This is a genomic window from Hyunsoonleella pacifica (genome assembly GCF_004310335.1).
Taxonomy (GTDB): Bacteria; Bacteroidota; Bacteroidia; order Flavobacteriales; family Flavobacteriaceae; genus Jejuia; species Jejuia pacifica.
Genome location: NZ_SIRS01000005.1, coordinates 439,337 through 456,128, shown reverse-complemented (window position 1 = coordinate 456,128; position 16,792 = coordinate 439,337). Strand labels below are relative to the sequence as shown.

Sequence of the window (16,792 nt, the reverse complement as noted above, 5' to 3'; positions counted from 1 at the left end):
GGAATCTTATCCAGAATATTATACTATTGGTTAGCTTGATTTTGTGAAAAAAAATTATAAACTCGTTTAACTTTGGATGTAAGTTATAGAAACGTCGTATATTCATGGTTTAGGCATAAGCTAAAAACACAAACTCAAAAGAAAGTGAGAGATAAAAATCGAATTCCGAAAATACTGAATGAGCTTGAACGGATTTGGAGAGCTAACCCTGACTTTAGATTAGGACAACTAATTGTTGTTGGAGTTAAACCTAAAGAACCTTGTTCTGAAGTATTTAATATAGAGGATGATGATTTGTTAGATGGACTTTTGAAATTTGATGATAGAGCGGAATTGGAAATAGAAGAATCGAAAACTGTTCCTGATTGGAAAAAATACACGAATGTCAGCAGAATTTACCCAAGAGAATTGACATCTAAATTATTAGAAAAACTGGTAATTGAACTTAAAAATTCGGACAAGAAAATAGTGATTACACCAATAAACTTGATGAAACTAAATGGAGCACCTGTATCTGACCAAACATGGTTGCTGAATCAAAAACCGAGAATTAAAAAGTTGAAAAAACTATTGACTGAACTTAAAGAAAGTGGATTACTCAATGAAAGAAAGTCTAAACAGGATTTTCTTGGAATAAAAGAAATTGGATATGACATTATTGAATAAAAAGTCTTTGCATAAATTCGAAGTTTTGTTACTTTTCATATTATTCTTAATTTATAGTTGTAATGAACAGACTATAAAACTTCCTGAAGGTCAAGAAATATCAAAAGGATCTGCAATAAATGACATTCACAATAACTCAAAAATGTATTGGTTAGAGTATGGAGAGCCTAACAATCATAGATGCAAAAATGAAATAAGAAAAAAATACGGACTTCAAATTTACCAAATAACTGGATGTGAGATTACGGAAAGTTTAGTGTCCAAAATAAATGACTATAATAATGTTATTGACGGATATATGACAGAGGTTTATGATTCCAACTGGAAAGAAAAATTACTTGGTTCCGAAATTGATTGTTCAGAAATCAAACTGAAAAATGAATAAAAAAGCCAGTGACTAACAAGAAGTATAAAAAACATAGGGCGGTTTAAGCTTTCCGAAAGGTCTGTGTTTGTTTATAACGTTGCCAAATATAAAATTTGGCATTTTCAACAAAAAAGTAAAATATTATATTTGGCTTATTTCTTATACTATATTTCTTACACTGAACATTAAACGAAACCCCAAAAAATAGTAGCCCCTGAATTTTAGAATTATTTTGGCAAACGCACCCGCGTTAGTACCGATAGCTATCGGGATGAACGGCATGTTTGAAATCCCCGATGCAGGAGGGAGCGACTAGTGAAAGCCCGACCCCTTGCGGGGAACGCCCTAAAATACCTAAAGTTTAGTCTTAACAGTATACGTTCTTTTTATACAGTTATAACCATAGACAGATTTGTAATATAAGGTTTCGTTTATAACCGTATCGCCTAGGGCGTGTCCTTGTTTTATTACCGTTTCTGTGGTTTGAACATACTTGCCTACAGCGCCATCTATCCATACTTTATCTGTGAGAATCTTATATCCGTTTTTTACAATAATAACAGTTTTGTAGGTTTTGGCAAGTCTTTTTCTATCAATATACATGCGAGTTATTTTTGGCACTTCTATAGCTATGTTTACTCCAGCTAATCCCTTTTTTACTAAGTTGGTTATTGTTTTAACTTCAGGTCTTTTTAATACTATAGGTTTTTCTTTTGAAATACGTATTTCATAAAAATCTGAATACGAATAACACAAAGCATTATTTAAATTTTGCGCATTTTCGGCAACTTTTGCCCTGTAAAATACTTTAGAGCTTGTAGCAGGTATTTTATAAGTTTCCTTTTTGGCACCTAGAATATCCTCCCAATTTTTGCCATCTTTACTCGTTTGCCATTGGTAAAAGTGACTGGAAAAAACAGTATAATCTGGCTTTAACGTTAAAGTGGTTGAAAATGGCAAATAACTTTTGTTAACAGAAATATGCTTTTTGTTATTTCTATCTTCAATTATTACGTTATCTCCACATGGTTTAAATTCAATATCATCCAGTGCTAAATCGTTGCCACAACCACCTTTTCCATTATTTCTAATTTTTAAAATGACTGATGTTTCATTAGGCCTAGTTTGAAATACTAGTGCATATTGCAACCATGTTGGAGTATTTCCTCCATATATTGCTCCTGTACTTCCACTAGCAAGTAGTGTTTTATTTGATTTATTCCATATTTCAAAAGTAACGTCAATAGGGATACCGCGACCACATGCTTTTGTGTACTCTCTGGTTAGATTTACTATCCATGATGAAAATTCATAGGATGTGTTTTCACAAAGCCCAGAAACGGGTACTCTAAAAAACTCACCTGGTTCGTAACCAGCATTAACAATAAGCATTCTCCCGTTTTTATCTCCAGTAGTATGATCCTGAAGCTTATACCAATTAAAATGTTTATGCGTGTTTGAAACTACATAACAGCCATCTTTTGGTCTGTTTTTTGTAAACTTATATGTGGTTGTTCCAAATGGAAGTTTTACATTACCAATACCACTGCCAAAATCTTCTGTAAAAATAGGATCACCTGTATTTCCTTTACAAAAGCCTAATTGCGCCTCTACATTTAAAAAGCATAAAAAAAATAGCAGAATTGCTGTTGTTTTTGTAGTTTTTGACAAAACTAATTGCATGATTTTGTATTGATTGATGTAAGTTTATTTGTATGTAAATGTAATTGATAATTTGTTACAGATTTAATCTGTTAATTGTAAAGAAACTTCGAAATCTAATCTCATAAACTTATCTTAAAATACATCCAAATACTTATTTTAGTGAGTAGATACCTTATATGAGCAATATAGTAGGCTACATAAAAAAAAGAAAGCTTAGATTTTCAATCTTAGCCATCCTATTATTAGCTTATTATTTTTGCTTGCCAAAGCAATTGTTTAAAGACCCGACGGCTACAGTAATTACAAGTGCAACAAACGATTTGTTGGGTGCACAAATTGCAGGAGATGGGCAATGGCGATTTCCGTATAATGATTCGGTTCCTGAGAAATTTAAGGCTTGTATTATTCAGTTTGAGGATGCCTATTTTTATAATCATCCTGGGTTTAATCCTGTTTCGATTTTTAAGGCTTTGCGACAGAATTTAAAATCTAATGGTATAAAACGTGGTGGCAGTACGCTAACACAACAGGTTATTAGATTATCGCGAAAAGGACAACAGCGCACGTATTTAGAGAAGTTTAAGGAGTTGATTTTAGCAACACGATTAGAATGGCGCGAATCCAAAGCCACTATTTTAAGTTATTATGCGAGTAATGCACCATTTGGTGGTAATGTTGTAGGGCTAGATGCGGCATCGTGGCGATATTTCAATAGAAGTCCGTATGAGTTGTCTTGGGCAGAAAGTGCTACTTTAGCGGTGTTACCCAATGCCCCAAGTTTAATTTATCCTGGGAAACGGCAAAAGCGTTTATTGGAAAAGCGTAACCGGTTGTTAAAAAAGCTTTTGAGCAATGGGATAATAGACACATTGACTTACGATTTATCTCTTGCCGAAACATTACCTCAAAAACCATATCCCTTACCTCAAATTGCTCCACATTTATTGCAAAAAATAGCGCAAGATAATCATGGGAAATTTGTAAAAACTAGTATTGATAAGCATTTGCAGGAACAAACAAACTACATTGTAAAAATGCATTATAATCAGTTGAGTCAAAATGAAATTTATAATGCGGCAGTGTTAGTTTTAGATGTGCACACGCGTAAGGTTTTGGCTTATGTAGGCAACACTCCTACCGATAAGGCACATCAAAACCAAGTAGACATTATTGATAAACCGCGTAGTACAGGTAGTATTTTAAAGCCTTTTTTATACGCGGCAATGTTGGATAGTGGCGATATGCTACCTCATACTTTAGTAGCAGATGTTCCTACACAGTTTGGAAATTACAATCCTGAGAATTATAATAAAACCTATGATGGCGCAATTCCAGCTAGCAAAGCTTTATCTAAATCTTTAAATGTTCCTGCTGTGAGGCTATTACAGGAGTTTGGCTTGGATAGATTTCATCATTATTTGAAACAATTAAAGCTTAAGGATTTAAAATATACAGCAAACCATTATGGTTTATCACTTGTTTTAGGAGGTGCTGAGAGCAATTTATGGGATTTATGTAAAAGTTATGCGGCTATGTCTTCTTCATTAAATCATTTTACTGAAAGCTCTAGTGAATATTTTGAAAATGAATTTTGTGAGCCTACACTTTTGGCTTCTGAAACTGTTGATTTTGGTAAGAAAATTAAAGATAAAACACTTTTTGATGCAGCTTCTATTTATTTGACCTATGAAAGTTTAAAAGAAGTAAACAGACCTGAAAGTGATGAAAGTTGGGAGTTTTTTGATAGTTCTAAACAAATAGCCTGGAAAACAGGTACTAGTTTTGGGTTTCGTGATGCTTGGGCTATTGGTACAACTAAAGATTATGTAGTTGGCGTTTGGGTAGGAAATGCAGATGGCGAAGGGCGTCCAGGATTGGTTGGTGTTCAGGCTGCTGCACCCATACTTTTTGATGTATTTGATGTTTTGCCCAACAGCGATTGGTTTGCAACACCTTTTGATGAAATGCAAGAGGTTTCCATTTGTAAATTAAGTGGCTATCGTGCTTCTCCAGATTGCGATGTTGTAGAAGACAAGTACATTCAAATAAGCGGATTAAAAACAAAACCTTGTCCGTTTCATCAATTAATTCATTTGGATCGTAGCGAAACCTATCAAGTAAATTCGTCTTGTGAAGATATCTCTAATATGGTTCATAAATCGTGGTTTGTATTACCTCCACTTATGGCATATTATTACAAAACAAAAAATCCGTTTTACAAATCCTTGCCAAAATTTCGAGAGGATTGTTTAAGAGACGCATCTATTTCAATTGAATTTATTTATCCTAAAGCTAATAATACCATTTTTTTACCCAAAGATTTTGATGGAGAGACGAACGATTTAATTCTAAAAATAGCACATTCTAAACCTGAAAGCACAGTGTTTTGGTATGTTGACGAGACATTTATAGGGAGTACTACAGATATTCATGAATTAGGGATACAACCAAAAGCAGGGAAACACGTTATTACAGTCCTAGATGAATTTGGAAATGAGACGAAGCGGTATATAGAGATTTCTAATTAAATTACCGTAACCCAAACCCTTTAGCAGCCCACCAAGGATGCAGTTCAATTTCTAAACGTCCTGCTTTTACCATAGGATCTGAATTGGCTAAACTATCAGCCATTTTTAAAGTTGGCACATTATAAATGGTCACACCACGAATATCACCATTATCTCCTAGAGGTCCAGAGACATCTGCATATCCAAGCTCATACATTTTAGTTAAATGTGCCAAGTGTTCTTTTTGTAAAGCTGCGGATTCCTCTTCATTTTGCCCCCTTATAGGCCCCTTTTTTAGAAATGCCAAATAGTATTGCTGCATTAAAAAAGTGTCTTTTTTTACAGGATCTATATCATAAAAAATCTTGTAACCTTTGGCTGTAAGTTCCTCTTTTATCTGTTTTGCAGTCTTTTTTGGGGCTTCAATAATTTCGGTAGTTTTTGTCTCTACTACGTTTACATCCTCAACAATTTCTTCAACGTTATTGGAGGTTTCATTTGTTTCAGTAGTTGATGTACTTGTTACATCTTTACAACTTAAAATTATTAGAAATAAGATAACGTAAGTGATTGTGGTTTTTTTCATGATGACCAAGTTTTATAGGGTTGTTTACTTAATTGCGAATTATAATATTTTATTTGCCCAGTAACTTCTTCTCCTAACCAATTGGGTTTTTTTATGGCTTCATTTTTAGACGTTAATTCTACTTCGGCAATTACCAAACCTTCATTGTCTCCAAAGAATTCATCTACTTCAAAAATATGCTGTCCTAGCATAATCTCATAACGTATTTTATCAATAATTGTTGGCACACAAAGCTTTAGCAAAGCTTCAGCTTCGGTTTTAGATATTTCTTTTTCCCACTCAAATCTAGATAATCCATCTTTAGATGATTTTCCTTTTATTGTTAAAAATCCGTTTTCTCCTTTTAGTCTCACACGAACAGTTCTTTCTTTATCTGTATTTAAAAAACCTTGAATTATTCTTGTTTTAGTTTTTGCTTCATCTCTATATTTTGTTGAAGTTACCAAGAATTTTCGTTCTATTTCTATCATAATTCTAAAAAATTCCAAAATTCAATCACTAAATTCCAAAAACAGTATTTTTTCTTTGCCTTAGGATTTTGGGCTTTGTAGTTTGGTTTCTCAAAATTAGCATAATTTTGTTGTATGTCTGCCGATTTACCAATTCGAAAAATAATTCATGTAGATATGGATGCATTTTATGCGTCTGTAGAACAGATGGATAACCCAGAACTTAAGGGTAAAGCTATTGCGGTTGGTGGTGGCGGAAAACGAGGTGTTGTAAGTGCTGCGAGTTATGAGGCTAGAAAGTTTGGAGTTAAGAGTGCTATGGCAGGAACTCTTGCTGCTAAATTATGCCCTGATTTAATTTTTGTAAGGCCTCGTTTTGAGCGCTATTCTGAAATTTCTAAAAGAATAAGAGCTATTTTTTATGATTATACTGATTTGGTTGAACCTCTATCTTTAGACGAGGCCTACCTTGATGTAACACAAAATAAAAAGGGAACTCCCAGTGCATCTCTAATCGCCAAAGAAATTCGGGAGCGTATTTTTAATGAAGTGGGCTTGACGGCCTCCGCAGGAATTTCCATTAATAAGTTTATCGCTAAAGTTGCTAGTGATTACAATAAACCTAACGGACAAAAAACGGTAAATCCAGAGGAAGTTTTAGATTTTTTGGAACAACTAGATATTAGAAAATTTTATGGTGTTGGAAAAGTGACTGCTGAGAAAATGTATCAAAAAGGCATTTTTACTGGTATGGATTTAAAGCAGAAATCTTTAGAATATTTAGAAGACAATTTTGGTAAGTCTGGTGCTTACTATTATTATATCGTACGAGGGATTCATAACAGTAAAGTAAAACCACATCGTACTAGAAAAAGTTTAGCTGCAGAACGTACCTTTAGTGAAAATCTATCTTCTGAAGTTTTTATGCTAGAAAAACTAAAGCATATTGCTGAAGAGGTTTCTCGTAGACTATCTAAAAGTAATGTAGCAGGAAAAACAGTAACATTAAAGATAAAATATAGCGATTTTACGTTGCAAACTAGAAGTAAGACTTTACCTTATTTTATAAGTGATAAGAGTGTTATTTTAGAAACTGCTAAAGATTTACTGTACCAAGAAACACTTAAAAATTCTGTTAGGTTATTAGGTATCTCTTTATCTAATCTAAATACTGAAAAAAGAGAAAAACCTAAAGCTAAGAAAAGTGTAAGTGTACAGTTGAAGTTTGAATTTTAGAGTCTGATTTTGTTAGATGAGATAAATAAAAAAACCACCGTTAGGTGGTTTTTGGTAACTAATTAACTAGCACTTAATCCATATCAAAGCGTACGCCTAGAGATATGTTGTTTTGATCTATGATTTGGTTTTTGAAAATAGGAGATAAGTCGTATTTAAGGTATAGTGCGGTATCTCCAAAAGCTACATAAGTGCTAAGTCCATAAACTAGGTCGGTTGTATTTAGACCTCGCTTTTGTTTGTCTTTTATGCGTTCTCCATCCAAATCGTATTTTAATTTTTGACGTGTACCAATATTAAATCCTGCATAACCGCCTACGCCTATTTTAAATTTTCTTTTTGTTGAGTATCTAAAATAGGTTTCTTTTTCAATTTTTTTTGATGATCCAAATTCAAAATGCATGGGAAAAACTAAGTTGGTTATTGTTAATTTAGATTTTCTTAAGCTTTCTGGAAATTCCTCTAGCATGGTTTGATTACCATTTTTCACAAAATACTGATTATCATTAGGTTTTAAGCCGTTAATGTGCAAGGATACTCCATATTTAAAACGCACAAAGTTTGAGTTTTTAAATAAGCGATACTTCCATGCCCAACCCATTTCGAAAAAACGAGAACCTCCAATCTTATAGGGCGTATCATCAAAACTTTGTCCATCTATAAGTGCATTATTAAGGCCAAAAGCTAGAACAAAATCACTTTTAGTACGTCTATCGTATTTTCTATGCTTTGGTTTGTCGTTTTTCTTTTTTCCTATATAAATCCAACTTAAATCTTCATCATTAGAACCTATTCTTATATAATCTACCTCTTCATCTTCATCAGTACCATATCCTTTTTCATTTCGTTCTAATAAAGCAATTTTATTAGTTAAAATTGCAGTACGATTTTCAATATTTAAAGCTCGTTTTTTTGCCATTTCCATTTTAAGATTTTGAGCTTCCTCTTGAGTAATTTCCCCATTTTTTAATCGCACATCAATAGCTTCTACTTCAGATTTTAGAAGTGCTTTTTCTTCGGCTTCAACCTTTTTTATAGTTTCTTTTAGCTTTTGTATTTCAGCGTTATTTACTGTTTTAGGAATGCTATCTTGTGCAGTGATGAGTTGCACACATAAGCTTAAAATAATTAGTATAAAATACTTTGTAATTGTTTGCATAACTGTTCGTTTTTTGTGTTGAAATAACTTCAACAGCTGATGATGATTATAATATTTAGTGATTGATGATTTAATTGTTTTAGTAAATTCCTTTTTCTAAAGGAATTTACTAATCGTTACGTTGCGCAATGGCTGTTTTTATAGAACCATAGCTACTTTTAAAGGCTTTAAATACTTTTTCCCTGAAAGATTCATCCAACTCAAATTCTACTTCTTGGAGTAATAATGCTGCATCAATAGAAATTTGATCTTTGTTCTTCATCCTACTTAAAAGAATATCACGTTGCGCTGCTTTTAAAAGCGAATCAATAGATGCATCGGAAATACCAGATTCTTTTTCGCTTAGTGAGAAAATAACATCAGCGACTTCTTGTGCTTTTTTAGTTTCAAATGAGACTGCTTCAATACTTTTGTGTTCTTCTATATCTCTTTCCTTATTTATAGTTTGTGTTGTTTGTTCTTGTGCTATATGTGTCGAAGATGCTTCTTGGTATTTTTCAGTTTTATTTAGAATTGGATTATTACCTTCTTTATCATTATTTTCCTTATCAGAGTTTTCAATTGCTACTTCTGAATTGGGTTTAGTAACTATGGTTTTTTCTGGATGTTCTACTGTTTCTTCAGTATTAACTACTTCTGGTATATTTACCTCTACATCATTACTGAAAAATTGTGTTGCTATAAACAAAATCCCAACTATGCTTGCAGCAATTCCTACCCACCAAAAGCCTTTATTGTTAGCTGTTTTTTCTTCTGTATCTAAACGTTCTGCTAATGTGTTCCATGCATTTTCAGATGGTGCTATAGTACGCTTATCTAGCTTTTCTTTAAAGTCGTTTTCAAAATTAATTGGAGCCATAGCTTGTTTTATTTAATATCTTTATTTGTTCTTGAAGCATCTTTCGTGCTTTAAATAGTTGTGATTTTGATGTGCCTTCGCTGATGTTTAAAAGTTCAGATATCTCTTGATGTTTGTATCCTTCGATGGCATACATTACAAATACCATTCGGTACCCTTCGGGTAAATGGTCTATTAATTTTTGAATATCGTTAACTTCTAAATCAGTTTGAATAGTGTCACTGTATGCATTAGTACTTACATCTTCATCTGTAATAAATTCAAGTCTTTTTTTTTGTCTTAAATATGAAATAGACTCTCGTATCATGATACGTCGTATCCATCCTTCAAAAGCGCCTTCGCCTTTATAGGTTTTTAAATTTTTAAAAACTTTAAAAAATCCATTAAGCATTGCTTCTTCAGCTTGTTGAATATCTTTAATGTAGTATCTACAAATGCTTAACATTTTTGGAGCATGCATATTAAATAGTATATGTTGTGCTTCACGGTTATGCTTTATCGCTTTTTTGATTAAAGCGTCTTCATTTTTATGCAGTTGTATTACTTTCAAAAAAGATTTCATTTTGCTTTCTATTTATAAAGACGCAAATGGTTTAAAAATGGTTGCCTGAGGTTTAAATTTTTTTAAAAAATACTTAAATCCAAATCAAAATTTAGAATAAAACTGTAAAATCTTAGGTTTACTTTAAAGGTTTAGTAGGTAAATACACAAAAAGAAAAGGGGTAACTAAAAGTTGGCAAGTATTGCGTTAGCGATTGTAACGGCATCCTTTTATACACCAAATGCTGCTTTAAGCAGCATTTGGTGTATAAAAGATACAGTGGAAAGCGCGACCCGCAGGGTAACGCCCAAATTATTAGTTTTTAAAAGCTACATGTTTCAATTTCAGTAACTCTTAATGTGTTTACCATTCCTTTGTCTTGTATTGGCATTGCAGCTAAACTAATAAGCATGTCGCCAACATCTAAATAACCCATTTTACAAGCGATGGCATTTACATCTTCAATAGTATCATCAGTGCTTACAAATCTATCGTAATAGAAAGCGCGAACACCCCATAAGAGACTTAAACGTGTTAAAATACGTTTATTTGATGTGAATACTAAAATGTGACAGGATGGACGCCAAGCTGAAATTTGAAATGCCGTATAACCACTATTGGTTAATGTAGAAATGGCTTTTGCATCAATTTCGTTAGCCATAGTTGCGGCATGGTAACATATAGATTTTGTGATGTAGCGATTGGTACGGATATGCGGAGGCATTTCTGGTACTTTGATTAACGGAGAGCCTTCTACGCTTTTTAAAATATCGCTCATTTGCTTAATAACCTGAATTGGATATTGGCCAACGGATGTTTCTCCTGATAGCATTACGGCATCTGCCCCATCCATTACAGAGTTTGCAACATCGTTTACTTCTGCTCTTGTTGGGGTTAAACTGGAAATCATGGTTTCCATCATTTGTGTTGCAATAATTACAGGTATTCTTGCTTTTTTGGCGCGTAATACCAATTGCTTTTGAATAAGTGGCACTTCTTCGGCAGGAACTTCAACTCCTAAATCTCCACGAGCTACCATAATACCATCACACTGTGTTACTATTTTATCTATGTTTTCAACAGCTTCTGGTTTTTCAATTTTTGCTACTATTGGAATCTTATAATCGGAGTGTTCATTTATTAAATCACGAAGTTGCATTAAATCTTCTGCATGACGTACAAAGGAAAGCGCTATCCAATCTACATTTTGGCTAATAGCGAAAATAGCATCTTCAATATCTTTTTCTGTTAATGCTGGTTGTGAGATATTGGTGTTAGGGAGATTTACCCCTTTTTTAGATTTTAAAGGGCCTCCTTGAATTACCTTTGCTTTTACTTGTGTTTTCTTATCTGTTGAGACAACTTCAAAAATTAATTTGCCATCGTCTAAAAGTATACGTTCTCCTGGTTTTGCGTCTTGAGGAAACCTATCATAGGTCATGTATACACGTTCTTTTGTGCCTTCAAAGCGTTCTCCTGTTTCAAAAATAATTTCATCTTCAGGTTTTACTTCTACTTCTTCTTTCATCACACCTACACGTAGTTTTGGACCTTGTAAATCGGCCAAAATTGCTACGTTGTAACCAAACTCTTCGTTTAGTTCGCGAATCATAGTAATACGCTCTTTTACATCATCGTAGTTTGCGTGTGAAAAGTTTATTCTAAAAACATTAGCACCTTCTTCCATCATGCCTTTTAGCACTTCTTTTGTACTGGTTGCTGGTCCTAATGTTGCTACTATTTTAGTTTTTTTTCTTAATCCCATTTAATCAAAAATTAAATTGTCCTTAGATTTCAATGTACTTAAATCTACGTTATAAGCCATTGCTATTTGGGGAATCTTAAGGAGGTTATTTATTATTTGTTTTTCTTTACTATTACTAAACTCGTTATCAATTTTTAAAAAGTAATTTACTTTACCATATTCTGGTATTAAATTATAGGTTTTAATTACTTTATGATGCACATTAAATAACGATTGTTTTTCTATAGTAGAGTCTGTTTCTATTTTACAAATATTTGATACCAAATTCCATGTTACTAGTTTTTTGGTGTCTTCATACTCAAAAACCGAATACCTCGTGATGCCTTTGTCAAAATCTAAATCTTGAGGTTTTCTAGTTAAAGAAATATCTAAATATTTATTTAAAAGATAGGCTAACCTAAAATCTTCAATTGCACAATGTACGGCAATTAAAGTGCAAGACACATCCTCGAAAACATTATCTAATATAAGTTTGTGTACTGCCATAACCTGACTTATTAGCGCTGTAAATATAGTGTTTAAAATACTTAGATGTAAAAGGATTTATGATTTCTTAACGCTAAAAACACACTCAAACGTTGTAGTTCTGGCAAGATAAAACTAAATCATCCTAGACATCTTATTTTGAAACGCAAAAAAAGCACGTTTTGATGCTTTTTCTTCAGCTTTTTTCTTTGAAGTGGCTCTGGCTTTGGCTACGATTTTATCGCCAATGGATAATTTAACAGAAAAATGTCTTACATCATCATTGCCTGTGTCTTCATAAACATTGTAATTGAAGGTTTTCTTTTCTTTTTGGCACCATTCTATCAATAGGCTTTTATAGCTTATTACTTTACCTTCTAATTGTTCAATATCTACGTGAGGAGAAATTATACGCTTGTATATAAACTTTTCACATTGTTTATAGCCTTTATCTAAAAAGATAGCACCAACCAAAGCTTCAAAAAGATTGCCGTGTATATTGTCTCCAAATTGCCCTGACGGAATTTTGCTTTCGACTAAATCAATAAGGTTGAGTTCTCTACCTAATTCGTTTAAATGCTCTCTGCTTACCACTTTAGAACGCATTTTGGTAAGGTATCCCTCGTCTCCACTTGGTACTTCTTGAAATAAATGTGATGCAATTACTGCACTTAGCATAGCATCTCCTAAAAATTCTAGTCGCTCGTAATTTAAAGGATTTCCATTATCATCTTTTAAATTCATAGAGCGGTGAGTAAAAGCTTTTTGAAACACCTGCATTTTTTTAGGTTTATAACCTAAAATTTTATGTAATTGCATAAAAAAATTCCCGCTTCTCTTGGAACGGGAATTTAGTATGTTACGAATGAATGTCATTCGGGATTTAATCTATTTTCTTGAATAACACACAAGCGTTGTGTCCGCCAAATCCAAAGGTGTTACTCATTGCAACTTTAACATCTCTTTTTTGAGCCTTATTAAGTGTTAAATTTAATTCTGAATCGATGTTCTCATCAACTGTAGTGTGATTTATAGTTGGAGGAACAATGCCATTTTCTATGGAAAGAATACTGGCAATGGCTTCAATAGCCCCAGCTGCACCTAAAAGATGTCCTGTCATAGATTTGGTTGAATTAATATTTATGTTTTTAGCGTGATTTCCAAATACTTTGGAAATAGCTTTTAACTCAGCTACATCGCCTAATGGAGTTGAAGTACCATGTGTGTTTATATGATCTACATCTTCAGGTTTTAATCCTGCATTATCTAAACAATTTTTCATGACTTCAACTACGCCAACACCTTCTGGATGTGGGGCTGTCATATGATGTGCATCTGAAGATAATCCACCTCCAGCTACTTCAGCATATATTTTTGCGCCTCTTGCTTTGGCATGCTCGTATTCTTCTAGAATTAGTGCACCAGCACCTTCGCCAAGAACAAAACCATCTCTTGTACCATCAAAAGGGCGAGATGCTGTTTCTGGACTTTCATTTCTAGTAGATAAAGCATGCATTGCATTAAAACCACCCATACCAGCAATAGTTACGGCTGCTTCACTACCTCCTGTTACAATTACATCACAGTGCCCTAAACGTATCATGTTTAAAGCATCAAATAATGCATTTGCTGAAGATGCACATGCAGAAACCGTTGTATAATTAGGCCCCATAAAACCATACTTTATGGAGATATTAGCAGGTGCTATATCTGCTATCATTTTTGGAATAAAGAACGGGTTAAACCTAGGTGTACCATCTCCTTCAGCAAAGTTCAATACTTCTTGCTGAAATGTTTCAAGTCCACCAATTCCTGCTCCCCATATTACACCTACACGCAATTTATTAAGTTCATCAATGTTAAGTTTAGCATCTGCTATAGCTTCATCTGAGGCTACCATTGCATATTGTGCAAACTTATCCATCTTGCGAGACTCTTTCCGATGAATAAAATCGGTTACGTTGAAGTCTTTTAATTCGCAAGCGAATTTTGTTTTAAACTTCTCTGTATCATAATATGTAATAGGCGCAGCACCACTTTTACCATTAATAAGGCCGTCCCAGTATTCATCTTTGGTATTGCCTATTGGTGTTAAAGCTCCTAGTCCTGTAACTACAACGCGCTTTATTTCCATAAAAATGTTTTGCTTATTTTGCTTCTTCTATATAAGAAATAGCTTGACCAACTGTTGCAATATTTTCAGCTTGATCGTCTGGTATTTGAATATCGAATTCTTTTTCGAATTCCATAATTAATTCTACAGTGTCTAAAGAGTCCGCTCCTAGATCGTTAGTGAAGCTTGCTTCTGCAACAACTTCATTCTCATCTACACCTAACTTATCTACGATTATTGCTTTTACTCTTGATGCAATGTCTGACATAATCTTTTAATTTTAAAGGTTTAATTAGTTGGCAAAAATAAAAAACTTTATTGTAATACATAGTTTTGCAAAAAAAATGTGTCTGTAATTTACAAAATTACGTTGAAGTAATTGTGAATTGCCTACTAATTGTTAATAATTATTCTTTTTTTTGTTTGAACAATTTTAACACTATAGTCTGTAAATGAAACGTATTGTAATTTTTGCGTCCGGTAGTGGAAGTAATGCTGAAAATCTAATTAAGTTTTTTCACAACAGCGATAATGCGTCTGTTATTCAAGTATTATCTAACAATCCTCATGCCAAAGTTTTAGAACGTGCCAAAAAACTTAAAGTTAGTACTTTGTCTTTCAATAGAATAGCGTTTTCTAAAACTGATGATGTATTAAATGTTTTAAAAGCATCAAAACCAGATTTAATTGTTTTAGCCGGATTTCTCTGGAAATTCCCTGAGTTTATTCTTAATGCGTTTCCTAATAAAGTTATTAATGTACATCCTGCTTTATTGCCTAAATACGGAGGGAAAGGCATGTACGGGATGAATGTACATAATGCTGTTGTTGATAATAATGAGACTGAAACAGGTATTACAATTCATTATGTAAATGAAAATTATGATGAAGGTGCTATTATTTTTCAAGCAAAATGTGAGGTTTTTAAAAATGATAGTGCTGAAGATGTAGCTGATAAAATACATGAATTAGAGATGGAGCATTTCCCGAAGGTAATTGAATCACTTCTTCTTAAGGATAAATAGTTGTTAAATTAAAAGATTCTTAATTAAGTTTGGGATGAAATAGATGTCAAAAAAAAAGAAAAAATACTATACCGTATGGAAAGGCCATAAAACAGGTGTTTTTGAATCTTGGGACGATTGTAAAGCTCAAATAACAAACTTTAAAGGCGCACAATATAAATCCTTTTCTACATTTGACGCTGCTAAAAAAGCACTTAAAGGTAATTACAAAGATTATATAGGAAAGGACAAAAAATTTACTTCTGAACTTTCTGAAGCACAACTTAAAAAAATAGGTAAGCCTAATTATAATTCTATTGCTGTTGATGCGGCATCATCAGGAAATCCAGGAAAAATGGAGTACCGTGGTGTTGATACTAAAACTAAAAAACAGCTCTTTATTCAAGGGCCATTTGAAGAGGGAACCAATAATATCGGCGAGTTTTTAGCGATTGTACATGGCTTAGCATTTTTAAAAAAGAAAAGTAGTAATCGCATTATATATACCGATTCTAAAACAGCAATTAGCTGGGTAAATAAAAAAAAATGCAATACAAAATTGACACGAAATATCAAGAATAAAGAGCTTTTTGAGTTAGTAGATCGTGCAGTAGATTGGCTGAAAAATAATACCTACAATACTGTAATTGTAAAATGGGAAACTAAAGCTTGGGGAGAAATACCTGCAGATTTTGGGAGGAAATAATTTTTTTTAATTCTTGTAATGAAATTTCATTTATAGCAACTAAAGTTCAAAAAAAATGTTATGAAGAGATTTGTTTTATTAATTTTCTTATTCTGTGGATTTCTGCATTATGGACAAGAACAATGGAAACTTAAAAAAGATGCCAATAATATAAAAATTTTTGTTCGCAATACACCTCATTCAAACTTTGATGAATATAAAGCAACAACTATATTATATACTTCAATAGAACACGTTTTAAACGAATTGTTAAGTGCTCCAGAATACAATCATTCAAAGATAGAGTCGGGAATAAGTTATTACATAAAAAAAAGAGGGGATAATGAACATGTGTTTTATGTAAAAAAAGAATTGCCATGGCCTCTTAAAAATAGAGATATTGTTACCTTACTAACAGTAAAAAGAATAAGCGAAACTAAGATTAAATTAATTCTAGAAGGATTACCATCTGAAATAGGAAAAAGTAAAAATACATTGAGAATAAAAACGCTAATGGGGCATTGGTTACTAGAAACAGAAGGTAATACTACAAAAGTAACTCAGCAGTTACATTTAAACCCTGAAGGTAAAATCCCGCCCTTTGTTTCTAATTTATTATTGGTTAAAGGGCCTTATTCTACATTTTTAGATCTTAAAAAATTAGAAAACAGTAGCAGTTAAAAATCCTAAGGATTAAATTAATATTAGTGGCAAAAGTTTTCAA

18 protein-coding genes are annotated in these 16,792 nt (G+C 32.9%); 7 read left to right on the top strand and 11 right to left on the bottom strand.

The genetic code is table 11. The features are described 5' to 3' along the window. The first annotated feature begins 144 nt into the window (after positions 1-144). Positions 145-666, top strand: a complete 522-nt coding sequence (locus EYD46_RS13975) for a hypothetical protein (RefSeq protein ID WP_130937792.1) — start codon at positions 145-147, stop codon at positions 664-666. Then, positions 650-1,051 carry an FEKKY domain-containing protein gene (locus tag EYD46_RS13970; RefSeq protein WP_130937791.1) on the top strand — a complete coding sequence of 134 codons (402 nt, stop codon included), beginning with the start codon at positions 650-652 and terminating at the stop codon, positions 1,049-1,051. Before EYD46_RS13975 ends, EYD46_RS13970 begins: the two co-directional genes overlap by 17 nt. Positions 1,052-1,387: 336 nt before the next feature. Here EYD46_RS13970 and EYD46_RS13965 read toward each other — a convergent pair whose 3' ends face one another. Continuing rightward, positions 1,388-2,716 (bottom strand): hypothetical protein, encoded by a 1,329-nt coding sequence (locus tag EYD46_RS13965; protein WP_130937790.1) that lies wholly within the window; start codon positions 2,714-2,716, stop codon positions 1,388-1,390. Positions 2,717-2,874: 158 nt separating this feature from the next. On the opposite strand from EYD46_RS13965, the gene pbpC reads away from it, so the two are divergent. Then, positions 2,875-5,226 (top strand): penicillin-binding protein 1C, encoded by a 2,352-nt coding sequence (gene pbpC / locus EYD46_RS13960; RefSeq protein WP_130937789.1) that lies wholly within the window; start codon positions 2,875-2,877, stop codon positions 5,224-5,226. Between the two features lies 1 nt (position 5,227). Here the strand turns inward: pbpC and EYD46_RS13955 are convergent, their stop codons facing one another. Together EYD46_RS13955 and EYD46_RS13950 are read right to left on the bottom strand one after the other, a co-directional pair. Beyond that, on the bottom strand, positions 5,228-5,791 hold the full coding sequence (locus EYD46_RS13955; RefSeq protein ID WP_130937788.1) for a YciI family protein: 564 nt from the start codon (positions 5,789-5,791) through the stop codon (positions 5,228-5,230). After that, positions 5,788-6,261: a CYTH domain-containing protein gene (locus EYD46_RS13950; RefSeq protein ID WP_130937787.1), complete on the bottom strand. Its 474-nt coding sequence runs from the start codon at positions 6,259-6,261 to the stop codon at positions 5,788-5,790. The genes EYD46_RS13955 and EYD46_RS13950 overlap by 4 nt, the downstream gene beginning before the upstream one ends. A 114-nt stretch (positions 6,262-6,375) precedes the next feature. On the opposite strand from EYD46_RS13950, the gene dinB reads away from it, so the two are divergent. Further along, positions 6,376-7,476: a DNA polymerase IV gene (gene dinB / locus EYD46_RS13945; protein WP_130937786.1), complete on the top strand. Its 1,101-nt coding sequence runs from the start codon at positions 6,376-6,378 to the stop codon at positions 7,474-7,476. 73 nt (positions 7,477-7,549) lie between these two features. Here the strand turns inward: dinB and EYD46_RS13940 are convergent, their stop codons facing one another. The 8 genes from EYD46_RS13940 to EYD46_RS13905 all read right to left on the bottom strand — a co-directional run bounded on the left by EYD46_RS13940 (position 7,550) and on the right by EYD46_RS13905 (position 14,647). After that, positions 7,550-8,635, bottom strand: coding sequence for a hypothetical protein (locus EYD46_RS13940; protein WP_130937785.1), 1,086 nt, complete (start codon positions 8,633-8,635; stop codon positions 7,550-7,552). Positions 8,636-8,744: 109 nt separating this feature from the next. Continuing rightward, complete coding sequence (locus EYD46_RS13935; RefSeq protein WP_130937784.1) at positions 8,745-9,494, bottom strand: hypothetical protein; 750 nt, start codon at positions 9,492-9,494, stop codon at positions 8,745-8,747. Then, the gene (locus EYD46_RS13930) at positions 9,481-10,056 is read right to left on the bottom strand and encodes an RNA polymerase sigma factor (protein WP_229731306.1); all 576 of its coding nucleotides are present in this window, start codon (positions 10,054-10,056) and stop codon (positions 9,481-9,483) included. The genes EYD46_RS13935 and EYD46_RS13930 overlap by 14 nt, the downstream gene beginning before the upstream one ends. 302 nt (positions 10,057-10,358) lie before the next feature. Beyond that, complete coding sequence (gene pyk, locus EYD46_RS13925) at positions 10,359-11,801, bottom strand: pyruvate kinase (RefSeq protein WP_130937783.1); 1,443 nt, start codon at positions 11,799-11,801, stop codon at positions 10,359-10,361. Beyond that, complete coding sequence (locus EYD46_RS13920) at positions 11,802-12,287, bottom strand: IPExxxVDY family protein (RefSeq protein WP_130937782.1); 486 nt, start codon at positions 12,285-12,287, stop codon at positions 11,802-11,804. Between the two features lie 114 nt (positions 12,288-12,401). Continuing rightward, a complete protein-coding gene (gene rnc / locus EYD46_RS13915; RefSeq protein ID WP_130937781.1) occupies positions 12,402-13,142 on the bottom strand; it encodes a ribonuclease III in 741 nt (246 codons plus the stop codon). A 7-nt stretch (positions 13,143-13,149) separates the two neighbouring features. After that, positions 13,150-14,400: a beta-ketoacyl-ACP synthase II gene (gene fabF / locus EYD46_RS13910; protein WP_130937780.1), complete on the bottom strand. Its 1,251-nt coding sequence runs from the start codon at positions 14,398-14,400 to the stop codon at positions 13,150-13,152. Between the two features lie 13 nt (positions 14,401-14,413). Beyond that, positions 14,414-14,647, bottom strand: a complete 234-nt coding sequence (locus EYD46_RS13905; RefSeq protein ID WP_009778413.1) for an acyl carrier protein — start codon at positions 14,645-14,647, stop codon at positions 14,414-14,416. 184 nt (positions 14,648-14,831) lie between these two features. Between EYD46_RS13905 and purN the strand changes: the two genes are divergently transcribed. The 3 genes from purN to EYD46_RS13890 are packed head-to-tail and all read left to right on the top strand — an operon-like array spanning position 14,832 to position 16,749. Beyond that, positions 14,832-15,404: a phosphoribosylglycinamide formyltransferase gene (gene purN, locus EYD46_RS13900; RefSeq protein WP_130937779.1), complete on the top strand. Its 573-nt coding sequence runs from the start codon at positions 14,832-14,834 to the stop codon at positions 15,402-15,404. Between the two features lie 43 nt (positions 15,405-15,447). Next, on the top strand, positions 15,448-16,089 hold the full coding sequence (locus tag EYD46_RS13895) for a ribonuclease H1 domain-containing protein (protein ID WP_130937778.1): 642 nt from the start codon (positions 15,448-15,450) through the stop codon (positions 16,087-16,089). 60 nt (positions 16,090-16,149) lie between these two features. Then, a complete protein-coding gene (locus EYD46_RS13890) occupies positions 16,150-16,749 on the top strand; it encodes an START domain-containing protein (RefSeq protein WP_130937777.1) in 600 nt (199 codons plus the stop codon). Positions 16,750-16,792 lie beyond the last annotated feature (43 nt).

Bases quoted from the DNA above. Each gene is read 5' to 3' on its own strand.
- EYD46_RS13970 (WP_130937791.1), top strand. From the start codon at position 650: ATGACATTATTGAATAAAAAGTCTTTGCATAAATTCGAAGTTTTGTTA.
- EYD46_RS13965 (WP_130937790.1), bottom strand. From the start codon at position 2,716: ATGCAATTAGTTTTGTCAAAAACTACAAAAACAACAGCAATTCTGCTA.
- pbpC (WP_130937789.1), top strand. From the start codon at position 2,875: ATGAGCAATATAGTAGGCTACATAAAAAAAAGAAAGCTTAGATTTTCA.
- EYD46_RS13955 (WP_130937788.1), bottom strand. From the start codon at position 5,791: ATGAAAAAAACCACAATCACTTACGTTATCTTATTTCTAATAATTTTA.
- EYD46_RS13950 (WP_130937787.1), bottom strand. From the start codon at position 6,261: ATGATAGAAATAGAACGAAAATTCTTGGTAACTTCAACAAAATATAGA.
- dinB (WP_130937786.1), top strand. From the start codon at position 6,376: ATGTCTGCCGATTTACCAATTCGAAAAATAATTCATGTAGATATGGAT.
- EYD46_RS13940 (WP_130937785.1), bottom strand. From the start codon at position 8,635: ATGCAAACAATTACAAAGTATTTTATACTAATTATTTTAAGCTTATGT.
- EYD46_RS13935 (WP_130937784.1), bottom strand. From the start codon at position 9,494: ATGGCTCCAATTAATTTTGAAAACGACTTTAAAGAAAAGCTAGATAAG.
- EYD46_RS13930 (WP_229731306.1), bottom strand. From the start codon at position 10,056: ATGAAATCTTTTTTGAAAGTAATACAACTGCATAAAAATGAAGACGCT.
- pyk (WP_130937783.1), bottom strand. From the start codon at position 11,801: ATGGGATTAAGAAAAAAAACTAAAATAGTAGCAACATTAGGACCAGCA.
- EYD46_RS13920 (WP_130937782.1), bottom strand. From the start codon at position 12,287: ATGGCAGTACACAAACTTATATTAGATAATGTTTTCGAGGATGTGTCT.
- rnc (WP_130937781.1), bottom strand. From the start codon at position 13,142: ATGACATTCATTCGTAACATACTAAATTCCCGTTCCAAGAGAAGCGGG.
- fabF (WP_130937780.1), bottom strand. From the start codon at position 14,400: ATGGAAATAAAGCGCGTTGTAGTTACAGGACTAGGAGCTTTAACACCA.
- EYD46_RS13905 (WP_009778413.1), bottom strand. From the start codon at position 14,647: ATGTCAGACATTGCATCAAGAGTAAAAGCAATAATCGTAGATAAGTTA.
- purN (WP_130937779.1), top strand. From the start codon at position 14,832: ATGAAACGTATTGTAATTTTTGCGTCCGGTAGTGGAAGTAATGCTGAA.
- EYD46_RS13895 (WP_130937778.1), top strand. From the start codon at position 15,448: ATGTCAAAAAAAAAGAAAAAATACTATACCGTATGGAAAGGCCATAAA.
- EYD46_RS13890 (WP_130937777.1), top strand. From the start codon at position 16,150: ATGAAGAGATTTGTTTTATTAATTTTCTTATTCTGTGGATTTCTGCAT.